At 68.7% G+C, this 14,750-nt stretch carries 12 protein-coding genes; 8 read left to right on the top strand and 4 right to left on the bottom strand.

What is annotated here, in order from left to right; genetic code table 11:
• The first annotated feature begins 47 nt into the window (after positions 1–47).
• The 4 genes from AC1PK7_RS17820 (at position 48) to lpxC (ending at position 4,949) form a co-directional block, all read left to right on the top strand.
• The gene (locus AC1PK7_RS17820; RefSeq protein ID WP_279362502.1) at positions 48–902 is read left to right on the top strand and encodes a cell division protein FtsQ/DivIB; all 855 of its coding nucleotides are present in this window, start codon (positions 48–50) and stop codon (positions 900–902) included.
• Positions 899–2,134 (top strand): cell division protein FtsA, encoded by a 1,236-nt coding sequence (gene ftsA / locus AC1PK7_RS17815; protein WP_010340121.1) that lies wholly within the window; start codon positions 899–901, stop codon positions 2,132–2,134. Before AC1PK7_RS17820 ends, ftsA begins: the two co-directional genes overlap by 4 nt.
• A 293-nt stretch (positions 2,135–2,427) precedes the next feature.
• Positions 2,428–3,654 (top strand): cell division protein FtsZ, encoded by a 1,227-nt coding sequence (gene ftsZ, locus AC1PK7_RS17810; RefSeq protein ID WP_481099000.1) that lies wholly within the window; start codon positions 2,428–2,430, stop codon positions 3,652–3,654.
• Between the two features lie 380 nt (positions 3,655–4,034).
• Positions 4,035–4,949, top strand: coding sequence for a UDP-3-O-acyl-N-acetylglucosamine deacetylase (gene lpxC, locus AC1PK7_RS17805; RefSeq protein WP_010340119.1), 915 nt, complete (start codon positions 4,035–4,037; stop codon positions 4,947–4,949).
• A gap of 145 nt (positions 4,950–5,094) precedes the next feature.
• On the opposite strand, the gene AC1PK7_RS17800 is transcribed toward lpxC, so the two are convergent.
• The gene (locus tag AC1PK7_RS17800) at positions 5,095–5,571 is read right to left on the bottom strand and encodes a DciA family protein (RefSeq protein WP_010340118.1); all 477 of its coding nucleotides are present in this window, start codon (positions 5,569–5,571) and stop codon (positions 5,095–5,097) included.
• 10 nt (positions 5,572–5,581) lie between these two features.
• On the opposite strand from AC1PK7_RS17800, the gene AC1PK7_RS17795 reads away from it, so the two are divergent.
• The 4 genes from AC1PK7_RS17795 to AC1PK7_RS17780 all read left to right on the top strand — a co-directional run bounded on the left by AC1PK7_RS17795 (position 5,582) and on the right by AC1PK7_RS17780 (position 11,315).
• Positions 5,582–6,529: a peptidoglycan DD-metalloendopeptidase family protein gene (locus AC1PK7_RS17795; RefSeq protein WP_420007890.1), complete on the top strand. Its 948-nt coding sequence runs from the start codon at positions 5,582–5,584 to the stop codon at positions 6,527–6,529.
• Between the two features lie 163 nt (positions 6,530–6,692).
• Complete coding sequence (gene secA / locus AC1PK7_RS17790; RefSeq protein ID WP_481098999.1) at positions 6,693–9,434, top strand: preprotein translocase subunit SecA; 2,742 nt, start codon at positions 6,693–6,695, stop codon at positions 9,432–9,434.
• 296 nt (positions 9,435–9,730) lie between these two features.
• Positions 9,731–10,105 (top strand): VOC family protein, encoded by a 375-nt coding sequence (locus AC1PK7_RS17785; RefSeq protein ID WP_481098998.1) that lies wholly within the window; start codon positions 9,731–9,733, stop codon positions 10,103–10,105.
• Between the two features lie 247 nt (positions 10,106–10,352).
• A complete protein-coding gene (locus AC1PK7_RS17780) occupies positions 10,353–11,315 on the top strand; it encodes a Nudix family hydrolase (RefSeq protein WP_481098997.1) in 963 nt (320 codons plus the stop codon).
• 231 nt (positions 11,316–11,546) lie between these two features.
• Here AC1PK7_RS17780 and AC1PK7_RS17775 read toward each other — a convergent pair whose 3' ends face one another.
• The 3 genes from AC1PK7_RS17775 to AC1PK7_RS17765 all read right to left on the bottom strand — a co-directional run bounded on the left by AC1PK7_RS17775 (position 11,547) and on the right by AC1PK7_RS17765 (position 14,714).
• Complete coding sequence (locus AC1PK7_RS17775) at positions 11,547–12,164, bottom strand: DUF4124 domain-containing protein (protein WP_481100926.1); 618 nt, start codon at positions 12,162–12,164, stop codon at positions 11,547–11,549.
• 165 nt (positions 12,165–12,329) lie between these two features.
• Positions 12,330–13,166: a methylenetetrahydrofolate reductase [NAD(P)H] gene (gene metF, locus AC1PK7_RS17770; RefSeq protein ID WP_420007885.1), complete on the bottom strand. Its 837-nt coding sequence runs from the start codon at positions 13,164–13,166 to the stop codon at positions 12,330–12,332.
• 177 nt (positions 13,167–13,343) lie between these two features.
• A complete protein-coding gene (locus tag AC1PK7_RS17765) occupies positions 13,344–14,714 on the bottom strand; it encodes an alpha-amylase family protein (RefSeq protein ID WP_420010255.1) in 1,371 nt (456 codons plus the stop codon).
• Between the last annotated feature and the right edge of the window lie 36 nt (positions 14,715–14,750).

The raw sequence follows: 14,750 nt of genomic DNA, 5'->3' as shown, positions 1-14,750 counted from the left end.
AATCCCCAATCCCCAATCCCCAATCCCGCGCACCGGAAGGTGCGCCAATGAACGCCTCCCTGCGTATCCTCGCCTGGCTGCTGGCGCTGGCCCTGGTCGCGCTGCCGATCGTGGCCGTGCTCAACGGTTGGGTCGGGGCCGAGCGCTGGCCGCTGAGCCGGTTGCAGGTGAGCGGCGACTTCAAGCGCGTGTCCGCCGAGCAGTTGCGCCAGGTGGTGCTGCCGTACGCGCGCCGCGGCTTCTTCGCGGTGCGCCTGCAGGATGCGCAGGACGCGATCGAGCGCCTGCCGTGGGTCGAGAGCGCGCGCGTGCGCAAGCGCTGGCCGGACGTGCTGGAAGTGCGTGTCGTCGAGCATCGCCCGTTCGCGCGCTGGGGCGAAGACCGCATGCTGTCCGAGCAGGGCCGCATCTTCGCCCTGCCCAACGAACTGCGCGACGTGGCCCTGCCGCACCTGGCCGGCCCCGACGCCAAGGCCGCCGACGTGGTCGCGCTGTACAACACCTCGCGCGCGCTGTTCGCCCCGGTCGGCCTGCCGGTGCAGGGCGTGGCCCTGGACGCGCGCGGCAGCTGGTCGCTGGCGCTGGGCAACGGCGTGCAGGTGGTGGTCGGCCGCGACGACGCGCGCGCGCGCCTGGAGCGCTTCGCCCGGGTGCTGCCGCAATTGCTGCAGCCGGGCCAGCCGCCGCTGGCGCGCGCCGATCTTCGCTACACCAACGGATTCACCGTGGCATGGGTACCCGAGAGCAAAGAGCCGAGTAAGGAGCCGGGCAAGGAGAAGAAGCCTGCGGCGCCGGCCCAGCCCGCGCGGCACGCGGCACTGGCCGACCCTCCATCCCATCGCGAGAGCCCGCTCTTCTCCCTTCCCCATTCCCGATTCTCTATTCCCGGCTCCAAGACATGAACCGCAAAGGCGACAAATCCCTCATCGTTGGACTGGACATCGGCACCTCCAAGGTTGTCGCGCTGGTCGGCGAATACTCGCCCGGCAATCCGATCGAGGTGATCGGCATCGGTTCGCATGAGTCGCGCGGGCTCAAGCGCGGCGTGGTGGTGGACATCGAGTCCACCGTGCAGTCGATCCAGCGCGCGATCGAGGAAGCCGAGCTGATGGCCGGCTGCGAGATCCGCTCGGTGTACGCGTCGATCTCCGGCAACCACGTGCAGTGCAAGAACTCGCCGGGCATCGTGCCGATCCGCGACGGCGAGGTGACCTGGAACGACCTGGACCGCGTGCTGGAAGCGGCCAAGGCGGTGGCGATCCCGGCCGACCAGCGCATCCTCCACGCGATCCCGCGCGAGTACGTGCTGGACGATTCGCAGGAAGGCATCCGCAACCCGGTCGGCATGACCGGCGTGCGCCTGGAGGTGCACGCGCACCTGGTGGTGTGCGCGCAGTCGGCCGCGGCCAACATCAGCAAGTGCGTGCAGCGCTGCGGCCTGCAGGTGGACGACCTGATCCTGTCCTCGCTGGCGTCCTCGGTGGCGGTGCTGACCGCCGACGAGCGCGAGCTGGGCGTGGTGCTGGTGGATATGGGCGCCGGCACCACCGACCTGGCGGTGTTCGTGCAGGGCGCGATCTGCCACACCGCCTCGCTGCCGATCGCCGGCGACCACGTCACCAACGACATCGCGCACATGCTGCGCACGCCGACCCCGGAAGCCGAGCAGATCAAGGTGCGCTACGCCTGCGCGCTGGCGCAGCTGGCCACCGCGGAAGAAAGCATCCAGGTGCCCAGCGTCGGCGACCGTCCGCCGCGGCGCATGCCGCGCCATTCGCTGGCGCAGGCGGTGCAGGGCCGCTACGAGGAAATCTTCGAGATGGTGCAGGCCGAACTGCGCCGCTCCGGCTTCGAGGAACTGGTGCGCGCCGGCATGGTGCTGACCGGCGGCGCCTCGAAGATGGAAGGCGTGGTCGAACTGGCCGAGGAAATGGTGCAGATGCCGGTGCGCGTGGGCATTCCCCAGCACGTCACCGGCCTGGGCGAAGTCGTCGGCAACCCGGTCCACGCCACCGGCGTGGGCCTGCTGCTGATGGGCAGCCAGATCGAACACCCGCGCCGCCCGTCGCTGCCGACCGGCCGCGCCGGCAGCTTGTTCAAGAAATTGAAGAACTGGTATCGCGGTGAGTTTTGATGAGGCCGGGATTCGGGATTCGGGATTGGAGATTCGGGATTGGTGGGAGCAACAGCGGTAGGCAGAGAGAGTGGAGAGCGGTAGGTAGGCAGGCGATAGGTTTTTTTGCAGTGATTCCGCTGCGGAGAGGGTGACGGACCGGAGAGTCGCTTTTGCGAATCCCCAATCCCGAATCCCCAATCCCGGCATCCAAACAACAACACTCGCCGGACGGAGAGGCAGGAAAAAAGGATCGGAGTACTTCCGAATCCCCAATCCCCAATCCCGAATCCCGGCTCAAAGAGGAAACGGACATGGCGCATTTCGAACTGATTGAAAAGATGGCACCCAATGCAGTGATCAAGGTCGTTGGCGTGGGCGGCGGCGGCGGCAACGCGGTCGCGCACATGGTCAGCAGCAGCGTGGACGGCGTGGAGTTCATCACCGCCAACACCGACTCGCAGGCGATCAAGAACTGCGGCGCCAAGCTGCAGTTGCAGCTCGGCACCAACGTCACCAAGGGCCTGGGCGCGGGCGCGAACCCGGAAGTCGGCCGCCAGGCCGCGCTGGAAGACCGCGAGCGCATCATGGACGCGCTGCAGGGCGCGGACATGGTGTTCATCACCGCCGGCATGGGCGGCGGCACCGGCACCGGCGCCGCGCCGGTGGTGGCGCAGCTGGCCAAGGAAATGGGCATCCTGACCGTGGCCGTGGTCACCAAGCCGTTCCCGTTCGAAGGCCGCCGCCGCATGCAGGTGGCGCTGAAGGGCATCGAGGAACTGAGCCAGCACTGCGACTCGCTGATCACCATTCCGAATGAAAAGCTGATCACTGTGCTCGGCCGCAACGCCACCATGATCCAGGCGTTCCGCGCCGCCAACGACGTGCTGCAGGGCGCAGTGCAGGGTATCGCCGACCTGATCGTGCGTCCGGGCCTGATCAACGTCGACTTCGCCGACGTGCGCACCGTGATGTCGGAAATGGGCCTGGCGATGATGGGCACCGGCTCGGCCCGCGGCGACGACCGCGCGCAGGCCGCCGCCGAGGCGGCGATCCAGAATCCGCTGCTGGACGACGTCAACCTGGCCGGCGCCAACGGCATCCTGGTCAACATCACCGCCGGCCCGGACTTCACCATGGCCGAGTTCGACGAGATCGGCCGCACCATCGAAGGCTTCTCCTCCGAGGACGCCACCGTGGTGGTCGGCACCGTGCTGGATCCGGACATGCAGGACGAAGTGCGCGTGACCGTGGTCGCCACCGGACTGAACCGTGCGGTGTCGCGCCAGTCGCAGCGTCCGGAGCAGCGTGCGCCGATCAAGCTGGTGCGCAACGCCACCACCGGCCAGCCGGAGTTCGGCGACTTCGAGCACGGCGGCGATGCCGTGTCCAAGGCGGTCGGCGGTGCGATGGGCCTGGGCCTGCGCCGTCCGAGCGGCGACGGCATGGGCGCGGCGGCGTCCGCACCGGCGCCGGCCGCGGCCGACCTGCCGAGCGACTACCTGGATATTCCGGCGTTCCTGCGCCGCCAGGCCGACTGATGCCGTCCCTGGCGCAGCCGTCCGGCTTGCGGATGGGCCTGCCCGGCCATCCATGGCCGGGCGCGGGGCCGCTCGCGAAGCAGTGCTTCGCAAGCGAGCGGCCCGCCCTGCGCCGCCAGGCCGACTGAGGTCTGCGTCATCGGCCGGCGCGCGCGCCGGCCCGCAACACCGCCGTCCGGGAGCGCCTCCCTGGCCGGCGCGCCGTGTCCCTTGCTGCCGGGTCCCCGCGACCCGGCAGGTTTTTGCGACCGCGACGCCGGCACGGACCAGTGTTGCAAGCATGGGATGCTGTGACCGCTTTGTTAAAATTTAGCTAAACGCGTGATATTCTCGTTGTCTGTTCAGTTCCCGTGCGAACAGACGTTCCCAGACTGTCTGCCATGACCCAGCAACGCACCCTCAAGAACACGATCCGCGCCACCGGCGTGGGCCTGCACAGCGGCGACAAGGTCTACATGACCCTGCGCCCCGCACCGGCCGACCACGGCATCGTGTTCCGACGCGTGGACCTGGATCCGGCGGTGGACGTGCCTGCCGATGCCGAGCTGGTCACCGAGACCACGCTGTGCACCGGCCTGAGCCGCGGCCAGGCCAAGATCCAGACGGTGGAGCACCTGATGTCGGCGATGGCCGGCCTCGGCGTGGACAACGCCATCGTCGAACTGTCCTCGGCCGAACTGCCGATCATGGACGGCTCGGCCGGTCCGTTCGTGTTCCTGCTGCAGTCGGCGGGCATCGTCGAGCAGGACAAGGCCAAGCGCTTCATCCGCATCAAGCGCGAGGTCGAAGTGCGCGACGGCGACAAGATCGCCCGTTTCGTGCCCTACGACGGCGGCTACAAGCTCGGTTTCACCATCCAGTTCGACCACCCGATGATCCCGGCCAAGCAGTCGCGGCAGGAGATCGAGTTCTCGACGATGGCCTACATCAAGGAAATCTCCCGCGCGCGCACCTTCGGCTTCATGCGCGACCTGGAGTACATGCGCGAGCGCAATCTCGGTCTGGGTGGTTCGATGGACAACGCCATCGTGCTCGACGAGTTCCGCGTGCTCAACGACGACGGCCTGCGCTACGCCGACGAGTTCGTGCGCCACAAGATCCTCGATGCGATCGGCGACCTGTACCTGGCCGGCGGCGCCATCCTCGGTGCGTACGAGGGCTACAAGTCCGGCCACGCACTGAACAACAAGCTGGTCCGCGCCCTGCTCGCCGAGCAGGCGGCGTGGGAATGGGTCAGCTTCGAATCCGCCGCGCAGCAGGCGCCGGTGGCCTACGGGGCGGCGGCTTACGCCTGAACCCGTTCAACCCGGTGACGGCCGGGTGGGTATCACGGAATCGGCAATCGGCCGTTCCTTCTTCTCCCCTTAACGCCGATTTAACGAATCGGTAACGACCTGACGCCCGACGCCCGCTAGGATGCGTCGGTCGCGGCGTGCGTGTCTACGTACGTCGACGGCCACGGTCGGAGCCCGTGGTCGCATCGGGCGTCGCGGAGACGACGTCCTGCAGGGAAGCCAGGGCCTCGCGCAACCCCTTGTGCGTGGCCGCAGAAACCGGAGCTGGCGTGCTTCTTGCCTGCTGCATTGGGGAATGCGCGGGTGCAGTCGCAGTCTTGACGGTCACTTTGGTGGCTTTCAGCCCGAGGGAACGGGCCGCAGCAAGGATGTCGGCCTCGGCCAGCCTGACCCGGGCGTGCCAGACCGGAGACTCAACGAGAAAAACGAGCTGTTCGCCGTTCACATTGGCCAACCGGCAACGGGAGGCCAGGTTCGGCGGCAGATGGGGGCGTAACTGCCGGTCCAGCGCGTCGAGCCACAGGGCGCGGCGCAACGGGTCGCCCGCCTTGTCCGCCAGTGCGGCGTCCAGTGCCGGCTGCGGCGTGGCGGTATGGCCTTCGCCGGACTTTCGCTTAGACATGAAAACTCATATGACGTTCAAGAAGATCGTAATCCGTTCCAGTGAAAAGGGGGTCAAGACGTTGCCGTGGCGATTGCGCGATTTCGCCGACCGCCGCCCCCTCGCCGCGCTCGGTTCCGTGCTCGGCCTCGGCATGGTACTCGGCATCGGCGTCAGCGCTGCAGCCGGGTGGGGTGGTTCGGCGCAACTGCGCGCCAAGCTCGAGCGGCAGGACCAGGAACTGGCGCAGGTGCGCCGCGACGCGCAGACCCAGGTCAACGCCCTGGCCGCGCGGCTGGGCGAACTGCAGGCGCAGGCGACCCGGCTCAACGCGCTCGGCGAGCGCCTGACCCGCATGGGCAAGCTGCAGGACGGCGAGTTCGATTTCGACCAGCCGGTCGGCGTCGGTGGCGGCGACGACGAGCCAAGCCACGACATGCCCGCGCAGCAGCTCGGCAAGGAACTGGACGGGCTGCAGCAGCAGTTCGCCACCTCCGGCCAGCAGTTGTCGGTGCTGGAATCGCTGCTGTTCGACCACCAGTTGGACCAGAACGCGGTGCCCTCGCGGATGCCGATCCGCAACAGCTACATCACCTCGGCCTTCGGCGGCCGCGCCGATCCGTTCGGCCGCGGCACCGGCAACCACAAGGGCATCGACTTCCACGCCAACGTCGGCGACCCGGTGCTGGCGGTGGCCGACGGCGTGGTCAGCTACGCCGGCGTGCGCGGCGGCTACGGCAACGTGGTCGAGGTCGACCACGGCAATGGCTATGTCACCCGCTATGCGCACAATTCGCGGTTGTCGGTGAAGGTCGGCGACCTGGTGCGGGTCGGCCAGGAAGTGGCCAAGGCCGGCTCCACCGGCCGTTCCACCGGCGCCCACGTGCACTTCGAGGTGTGGAAGGACGGGGTGGTGGTGAATCCGGCCAAGTTCCTCGGCGATGGCGCCATTCCGGTGGGCCGCCGCGGCCGCGGCTGAGCCGCGCGGGGCCTGGCGTGCCGGCGCTTGAATCGCCGGGCGCCGCCCCAAGCTACAATGTGCTTTGCCATCGACAGGGCGCCTCGCGCCCTGTTTCGTTTGCGGCCCGTCGATTCCCTGGGGATCGGGCCGTCGGGGCGTTCCTTTCCAACCGGTTCCTTCAATGATCAACAGTCTGCTTACTCGCGTTTTCGGTAGCCGCAACGAGCGCCAACTGCGCCAGCTCCACCGTATCGTCGCCAAGATCAATGCGCTGGAGCCGGAGATGGAGCAGCTCTCCGACGAGCAGCTGCAGGCCAAGACCCCGGAACTGCGCGGGCGCATCGCCGGCGGCGAGACCCTGGACAAGGTGCTGCCGGAAGCGTTCGCGGTGTGTCGCGAGGCCAGCCGCCGCGTGCTGGGCATGCGCCACTACGACGTGCAGTTGATCGGCGGCATGGTCCTGCACCTGGGCAAGATCGCGGAAATGCGCACCGGCGAGGGCAAGACCCTGGTCGCGACGCTGCCGGTGTACCTCAACGCGCTGGAAGACAAGGGCGTGCACGTGGTCACCGTCAACGACTACCTGGCGCGCCGCGACGCCGCGCAGATGGGCAAGCTGTACAACTGGCTGGGCCTGAGCGTGGGCGTTGTGTACCCGGGCATGCCGCACAGCGACAAGCACGCCGCCTACGCCGCCGATATCACCTACGGCACCAACAACGAATTCGGCTTCGACTACCTGCGCGACAACATGGCGCTGTCCAAGGCCGACCGCTTCCAGCGCGGCCTCAACTACGCCATCGTCGACGAGGTCGACTCGATCCTGATCGACGAAGCGCGCACCCCGCTGATCATCTCCGGCCCGGCCGACGAGTCGCCGGAGCTGTACATCCGCGTCAACCGCATCGTGCCGCAGCTGATCAAGCAGGAGTCGGAAGAGGGCGAGGGCGACTTCTGGGTCGACGAGAAGGGCAAGCAGGTGCACCTGTCCGAGGCGGGCATGGAGCACGCCGAAGAACTGCTGCGCGCGGCCGGCATCCTCACCGACGAGGAAGACCGCCTGTACGGCGCGCAGAACCTGAGCGTGGTCCACCACCTCAACGCGGCGCTGCGCGCGCACGCGATCTACCAGCGCGACGTGGACTACATCGTGCGCGACGGCGAGGTGGTGATCGTCGACGAGTTCACCGGCCGCACCCTGCCGGGCCGCCGCTGGTCCGATGGCCTGCACCAGGCGGTGGAGGCGAAGGAAGGCGTGCCGGTGCAGCGCGAGAACCAGACGCTGGCCAGCATCACCTTCCAGAACCTGTTCCGCATGTACAAGAAGCTGTCCGGCATGACCGGTACGGCCGATACCGAAGCCTACGAATTCCAGAGCATCTACGGCCTGGAAGTGGTGGTGATCCCGACCAACCGCCCGACCATCCGCAAGGACTGGCCGGACCAGGTGTTCCTCAACCGCCAGGGCAAGTTCAACGCGGTGCTGGCCGACATCGAGGACTGCGCCAAGCGCGGCCAGCCGGTGCTGGTCGGTACCACCTCGATCGAGACCTCGGAGATGCTGTCCGAGCACCTGCGCAAGGCGGGCGTGAAGCACGAAGTGCTCAACGCCAAGCAGCACGAGCGCGAAGCGCAGATCGTCGCCAACGCCGGCCAGCCGGGTGCGGTGACCATCGCCACCAACATGGCCGGCCGCGGTACCGACATCGTGCTCGGCGGCTCGCTGGAAGCCGAACTGCATGCGCTGGGCGAGGAGCCGGACGAGGCCACGCGCGCGCGCCTGAAGGCCGCCTGGCAGGAGCGCCACGACGCGGTCAAGGCCGCCGGCGGCCTGCACATCATCGGCACCGAGCGCCACGAATCGCGGCGTATCGACAACCAGTTGCGCGGCCGTTCCGGCCGTCAGGGCGACCCGGGTTCCTCGCGCTTCTACCTGTCGCTGGAAGACAACCTGATGCGCATCTTCGCCTCGGACTGGGTGCAGAAGGCGATGCGCATGATGGGCATGAAGGAAGACGACGTCATCGAGGACAAGCTGGTCAGCCGGCAGATCGAGAAGGCGCAGCGCAAGGTCGAGGCGCACAACTTCGACATCCGCAAGAACCTGCTGGACTTCGATGACGTCAACAACGACCAGCGCAAGGTGATCTACGCCCAGCGCGACGAACTGCTCGACGCCGAGTCGGTGAAGGAGAACGTCGACGGCATCCGCGACGACGTGATCTACGACATCGTCTCGCGCTTCGTGCCGCCGAACTCGGTGGACGACCAGTGGGACCTGCCGGGCCTGGAAGCCACGCTGGCCAGCGAGCTGGGCCTGTCGCTGTCGATCGGCGACCTGGTCAAGCGCCACGAGGAACTGGACGCGGACGGCATCGTCGAGAAGGTGCGCGAGGAAGTGGACCGCCATTTCCGCGAGAAGGAATCGGCGATCGGCAGCGAGACCATGCGCGCGCTGGAGAAGCACGTGATGCTGACCGTGCTCGACCAGAGCTGGAAGGAGCACCTGGCGCGCATGGACTACCTGCGCCAGGGCATCCACCTGCGCGGCTACGCGCAGAAGCAGCCCAAGCAGGAATACAAGAAGGAAGCCTTCGAGCTGTTCTCGGAGATGCTGGAGCACGCCAAGCGCGAAGTGGTGACCCTGCTGGCGCGGGTGCGCATCCGCAGCGAGGAAGAAGTGGCGGCACTGGAGGCGCAGGAGCGCCAGCAGATGGAGGCGCAGCTGCGCCAGGCGCAGTTCCAGCACCAGGACGCCGGCGGCTACAGCGCCGACGAGGAAGCCGAGCAGGTGCAACGCGGCGAAGCGGGAGCGCCGACCGTGGCGCAGGTGACCCGCGAAGCGCCGAAGGTCGGCCGCAACGATCCGTGCCCCTGCGGCAGCGGCAAGAAGTACAAGCACTGCCACGGCCAGCTGAGCTGAGCCTGCCGTTGCGCGGACCGCTGCGCAATCGCGCGGCGGCCCCGCATGCGGCGCCGCACGCTGTGGGTGCCGGTGCGCCGGCCATCACAGCCCCACGCCGGCCGGTGCACGCCCTGCGGTGAAGGAGCGGGCGACGGATGCAGGTGTCGGACCGATCGCGCGTTTGCGAATCGCCCCGCCTTGCGCGGGGCATTCTGTTTTTGGGAAGGGCTTGGGGCGATGCGCTTGCCGACGTGGCGTATCGTGCGTGCGGCGCGTAGGGTGGCCGATGTCGCCATTGCCTCTGCAGGCCTGCCGTGGAGCTTTCGCCCAGTCTGGAACTCAAGGTCTTCGTGCCGGCGCAGGATCTCGCGCTGTCGGCGCAGTTCTATGCGGACATGGGCTTCGCGCCCGAGCCGCTCGGCGACGGCCTGATCTGCTTCCGCCATGGCGACCGTTGCGCGTTCCTGCTGCAGGATTTCTACCACGCGGGCCTGGCGCACAACCTCGTGCTGCACCTGTGGGTGGAGGATGCCGATGCGTGGTGGCGGCGGCTGCATGCGGCCGACCTGGCTGGCCGCTACGGCGCGAGCATGGGCGAGCCCGAGGACCGGCCCTGGGGCATGCGCGATTTCACCTTGCACGATCCCGGCGGCGTGCTGTGGCGGATCGGCCACGGTCTGGCGGCCTGACCGGTGCGCGCTGGATGGGCGGCGCCGACGCGATGCAGGCGGCCGCGCAGGGGCAGCGGTAGATGCCCGCAGCGTGGCGGGCCAGCCTGCGCATGATCTTGCCTTGGCGTGGCAGCCCGGCCAGCAGCGCACGCCGACGCGCAGCGCGCGGTTTCCGGATTGCATTGGCGCCGCTTGCATGGCCGATCGTCGCCGATGTGAACCCGGTTGATTGCGCTGGCGCTGCCGGAAACGGCAAGCTTGCGCCATGTCCGAACCGCTCAGATCCATTCATGTCGTCGCCGGCGTCATCACCGATGCGCGCGGTCGTATCCTGCTGACCCGCCGTACCGAGGGCCGCGACCTGGCCGGCTTGTGGGAGTTCCCTGGCGGCAAGCGCGAGCCCGGCGAGACCTCGGAGCAGGCGCTGGTGCGCGAGCTGCAGGAGGAACTGGGCATCGATGCGGTGGTCGGCGAGTGGCTGATGGAAGTGCCGCAGCGCTATCCGGACAAGCGCCTGCGCCTGGAAGTGCGCCAGGTGGCGGCGTGGAAGGGCACGCCGCGCGGCCGCGAGGGCCAGGCGCTGACCTGGGTGAGCGCCGACAAGCTGGGCCGCTACGCAATGCCGCCAGCCGACCAGCCGGTGGTGGCGATGCTGCGCCAGCCCGCCTGCTACCTGGTGACGCCGGAGCCGGCTGAGCCGGGTCCCTGGTTGGCGGCGCTGCAGCGCGCGCTGGACGCTGGCGTGCGCCGCGTGCAGTTGCGCGCGCGTGGCCTGCCGGCCGAGCAGTGGGCGCCGCTGGCGCGGGCCGCGGCAGCGCTATGCACGACGCGTGGCGCGCAGGTGCTGGTCAACCGCGACGTGGCGCTGGCGCAGGATCTGGGCGTGGGCGTGCACCTGGGCGCGGAGCAGCTGCCGCAGTGGCAGGCGCGTCCGCTGCCGGCCGGACAGCCCGTGGCGGCGTCCTGCCACACGCTCGAAGAGTTGCAGATGGCGCAGCACCTCGGTTGCGATTTCGCGGTGGTCGGGCCGCTGGCGGCCACCGCCAGTCATCCTGGCGCCGCCCCGCTGGGCTGGGAGGCGTTCGAACACCTGCGCGAGCAGGTCGCCCTGCCGATCTACCCGATCGGCGGTCTGCTGCCGAGCCAGGTGGACGAAGCGCGCCGCCACGGCGGCCAGGGCATCGCCGCGATCCGCGGGCTGTGGCCGCTGGCGGCCGATGTGGCGTGAGCGGGGCGACAGCAGCCGCTTCCCGTAAGGCCGTCATGCAGCCGCGACGCGCGACGTGGCGTGCTTTCCGATGGCGCAATGCGTCGGGACTGAAGCCCCTCCCACTGTGATCCTCCGACGAGGCGGGCGCCGCACCCGTAGGAGCGGCTTCAGCCGCGACATCGGATCTCGACAGGTCGCGGCTGAAGCCGCTCCTACGATTCCCCAATCCCCATTCCCCAATCCCGGCCCTCAAAAACTGATCCAGAAGCAGTCGTACTGCCGGCGCAGGTCCAGTACGGTGGAGGCGGGGGTGATGCTGCCGGCGAGAGTCTGCTGCAGGCGCAGGCCGGTCGGATGCGGGCGCGATGGCGCCTCGCCACCGTCGGCATCCGCCGCGGCCGACGTGGCCGTTGTCGCGGATGCGGCTGTCGACGACGTGCTGGCTGCGGGATCGGTGATCGCGCTGGTGTCCGGCAACACCGGCACGATCGCGACCAGGGGGCGGCGCACGATCGCCTCCAGCCGGTCGAAGATGCGTTGCGCGCCGTCGTCGGAAACGCCATTCCACCAGTACAGCGCCGATAGCCGATTGACGTCGCGGGCGTCCACGGCGCTGCGGATCTGCTGGACCAGCACACTCAGCCGGCGCACGCACTGCGGCGGCGTCAGGCCGCGGGCATCGCTGCCGACGTTGCCGGGCGCCACCGGTGGCGGCAAGCGGTCGATCGCGCCGACGTCTTCGCAGCGGCGATCGCTGAACACGGTGGTGCCGTCGGGCCCGGTGCAACGGTTTACCCGTTGCGCGGCGGCGGGCGTGGCGAGGCCCCACAGGCATAGGAGCAGCAGCATCGGCGGGAGCAGGCGCATCGCCGCAGGGTAGCCGCAGCCGGCGTGACCGCGGAGCGAATGCGTGGTCACGCCGGGATTGGTGATTCGGGATTGGGGATTGGCAACAGCGGCGCGCGGCCCCGCTTTGGCGAATCCCTAATCCCCAATCCCCAATCCCGAGCGGCCGCACAGCAGCCGCGACACTCAGCCGACGGCTGAGGGCAGCCGTGCCAGGACGCTGGTGGTCGGTTTGGCCAGGTTGAGCGTATAGAAATGCAGCGCCGGCGCGCCGCCGTCGATCAGGCGCTGGCACAGCGCGGCGACCACGTCGGCGCCGAACTCGCGGATGGCTTCGGCATCGTCGCCGTAGGCCTGCATGCGCTTGCCGATCCAGCGCGGGATTTCCGCGCCGCACTGCTCGGAGAAGCGTCGCAGCTGGCTGAAGTTGGAGATCGGCATGATGCCCGGCACGATCGGAATCTGCACGCCGAGCTTGCGCACCGCGTCGACGAAGTGGAAGTAGGCGTCGGCGTTGTAGAAGTACTGGGTGATGGCCGCATCGGCGCCGGCATCGACCTTGGCCTTGAAGTGGCGCAGGTCGCTGAGCGCGTCGTGGGCCTGCGGGTGCGTCTCCGGATAGGCGCCCACTTCCAGGTGGAAGGCGTCGCCGTGCTCGGCGCGGATGAAGGCGATCAGGTCGGCGGCATAGCGCAGGTCGCCGGGGTGGCCCATGCCGGAGGGCAGGTCGCCGCGCAGCGCGACCAGGCGCCGGCAGCCGATGGCGCGGTACAGCTTGAGCAGTTCGCGGATCTCCTCACGGCTGCCACCCACGCAGGACAGGTGCGGCGCGGCCTCGAAGCGGTGATGCTGCTTGAGGTGGCGCACGGTCTCGGAGGTGTAGCTGAGGGTCGAGCCGCCAGCGCCGAAGGTGCAGGACACGTACTCCGGCGCGTAGGCCTTCAGCCGCGCGGCGGTGCGGTCGAGCTGCGCGCGCTGTTCGTCGGTCTTGGGCGGATAGAACTCGAAGCTGATGGCGGTCATGGGCGCAACGCAGCGGGCGGTGCGGTCAGTATATCTCTTCATCCGGATGGATGTGCAAGAGATGGCCAGGCCGCCGGAAAGGGACGGCCGGCGCCGCGCCGGAGCCGCGGGACCACGCGGGCCAGGTCGTTACGACGCCGACGCGCCCACCTGGGCGCGCCGGCTGGATGCGGACGCTCAGCGCTTCCACATCCGCGCTTGCCGCGGCGGCAGACTGAAGGTGTAGCTGCCGCTGGAAATGCGCACCACGCTGCCCGAGCCCAGCGCATCGGTGTAGTCGACGTTCCAGCGCAGCACGCTGCCGTTCATCGGCACCGCGGCGGTGACGGTGGTGCCGCACTTGTTGATGCCGACGATGCCCAGGTCGCCGCGGCGGAACAGCAGGTAGCAGTCGCCGTGCGCCAGTACCTGCATGTCGCGGCCCTGCGCGGCGTTGTGGAAACCGACCATGCGTTTGAGATCGTCGCGCTGGTAGGCGTTGACCCAGCGGTTGTCGCCGCTCTCGTTGTTGTCCGAGTACACCATCGGCACGCCGCCGTCGCGGCCGAGCAGGTAGGCGTAGGCTAGGGTTTCGTCCACCGGGTCCATGATCGCGTAGCGGAAGCCGGCGTTGTTGGGGATGTCGTGGGTGATGGCGAAGGTCACTGCGCGCGCGCCCGGCAGCGCCTGGCCGTAGGCGCCCGGATCGACCAGCAGATCCATGCTGCCGCCGTAGGCGAAGGCGTTGCGCACCGAGTTGAACAGCGGGAAGTCGTAGGCCGCGTGCGGGGTGGCCTGCAGGTACGGCGCCAGGAACTGGTCGTAGTCGGAATTGCCGCTGCCGCCGCCGGTGATCACTTCGCCGAACACCATCACCCCGGAGCGCACCTGCGCATCGAGCACCTTGTTCAGATGGTCGAAGGTCATGTGCTTGGCGGCGTCGATGCGGAAACCGGTCACGCCCAGCGTCTTCAGCGCAAGCAGGTAGTTGCGCTGCTGCTGCACCACCCAGTCGTTGCCGACCAGATCCGGCAGGCCGGGATCGTTGCCGCCGCCGCAGATGCGGTAGGTGCGCACCTGGTAAGGGTCGTTGTAGTTGGTGATGCACTGCGCCGGGCCGAAATCGCTGGCGCTGAGGAAATTCTGCGAGAGGTCGCCGAACAGCCGCAGCGCGGCATAGCGCTGCGGATTGGCGGCGTACTGGCCCAGCACCGCGCTGCCCGGGTAGTTCAGGTCCGAGCGCGTGGCCGCTTCGTTGGCCATGTGGTTGAGCACCACGTCGGCATAGGTCTCCACGCCCACGGCCTTCAGCGCCTGCACCATGCTGGCGAAGGCGTCGGTGTCGCCGAGCGGGTTGTCGATCAGGCGCATGTCCTGCGGCTGGTAGCGCGCCCACCAGGCGTCGCCCTGCGAGCGGTAGGCCGGCGCCACCAGTACCTTGCGGTAGCCGGCGGCGGCGATCTGCGCGGCACGCGCTTCCACGGTCGCGTAGGGCCAGTTGAAGGCATGCAGAATGACGTCGGCCTGGGCGCTGGCGGTGGCCAGGAGCAGCAGCAGGCCGACCAGCAGGCTGCGCCAGCGGTGCAGGCGCAGCAGACGATTTGC

Source organism: Xanthomonas sp. NCPPB 3174 (assembly GCF_056725205.1).
Note: the sequence above shows the minus strand (reverse complement) of the source record. Positions and strands in the feature narration are given on the sequence as shown.

Bases quoted from the DNA above. Each gene is read 5' to 3' on its own strand.
- AC1PK7_RS17820 (WP_279362502.1), top strand. From the start codon at position 48: ATGAACGCCTCCCTGCGTATCCTCGCCTGGCTGCTGGCGCTGGCCCTG.
- ftsA (WP_010340121.1), top strand. From the start codon at position 899: ATGAACCGCAAAGGCGACAAATCCCTCATCGTTGGACTGGACATCGGC.
- ftsZ (WP_481099000.1), top strand. From the start codon at position 2,428: ATGGCGCATTTCGAACTGATTGAAAAGATGGCACCCAATGCAGTGATC.
- lpxC (WP_010340119.1), top strand. From the start codon at position 4,035: ATGACCCAGCAACGCACCCTCAAGAACACGATCCGCGCCACCGGCGTG.
- AC1PK7_RS17800 (WP_010340118.1), bottom strand. From the start codon at position 5,571: ATGTCTAAGCGAAAGTCCGGCGAAGGCCATACCGCCACGCCGCAGCCG.
- AC1PK7_RS17795 (WP_420007890.1), top strand. From the start codon at position 5,582: ATGACGTTCAAGAAGATCGTAATCCGTTCCAGTGAAAAGGGGGTCAAG.
- secA (WP_481098999.1), top strand. From the start codon at position 6,693: ATGATCAACAGTCTGCTTACTCGCGTTTTCGGTAGCCGCAACGAGCGC.
- AC1PK7_RS17780 (WP_481098997.1), top strand. From the start codon at position 10,353: ATGTCCGAACCGCTCAGATCCATTCATGTCGTCGCCGGCGTCATCACC.
- AC1PK7_RS17775 (WP_481100926.1), bottom strand. From the start codon at position 12,164: ATGCGCCTGCTCCCGCCGATGCTGCTGCTCCTATGCCTGTGGGGCCTC.
- metF (WP_420007885.1), bottom strand. From the start codon at position 13,166: ATGACCGCCATCAGCTTCGAGTTCTATCCGCCCAAGACCGACGAACAG.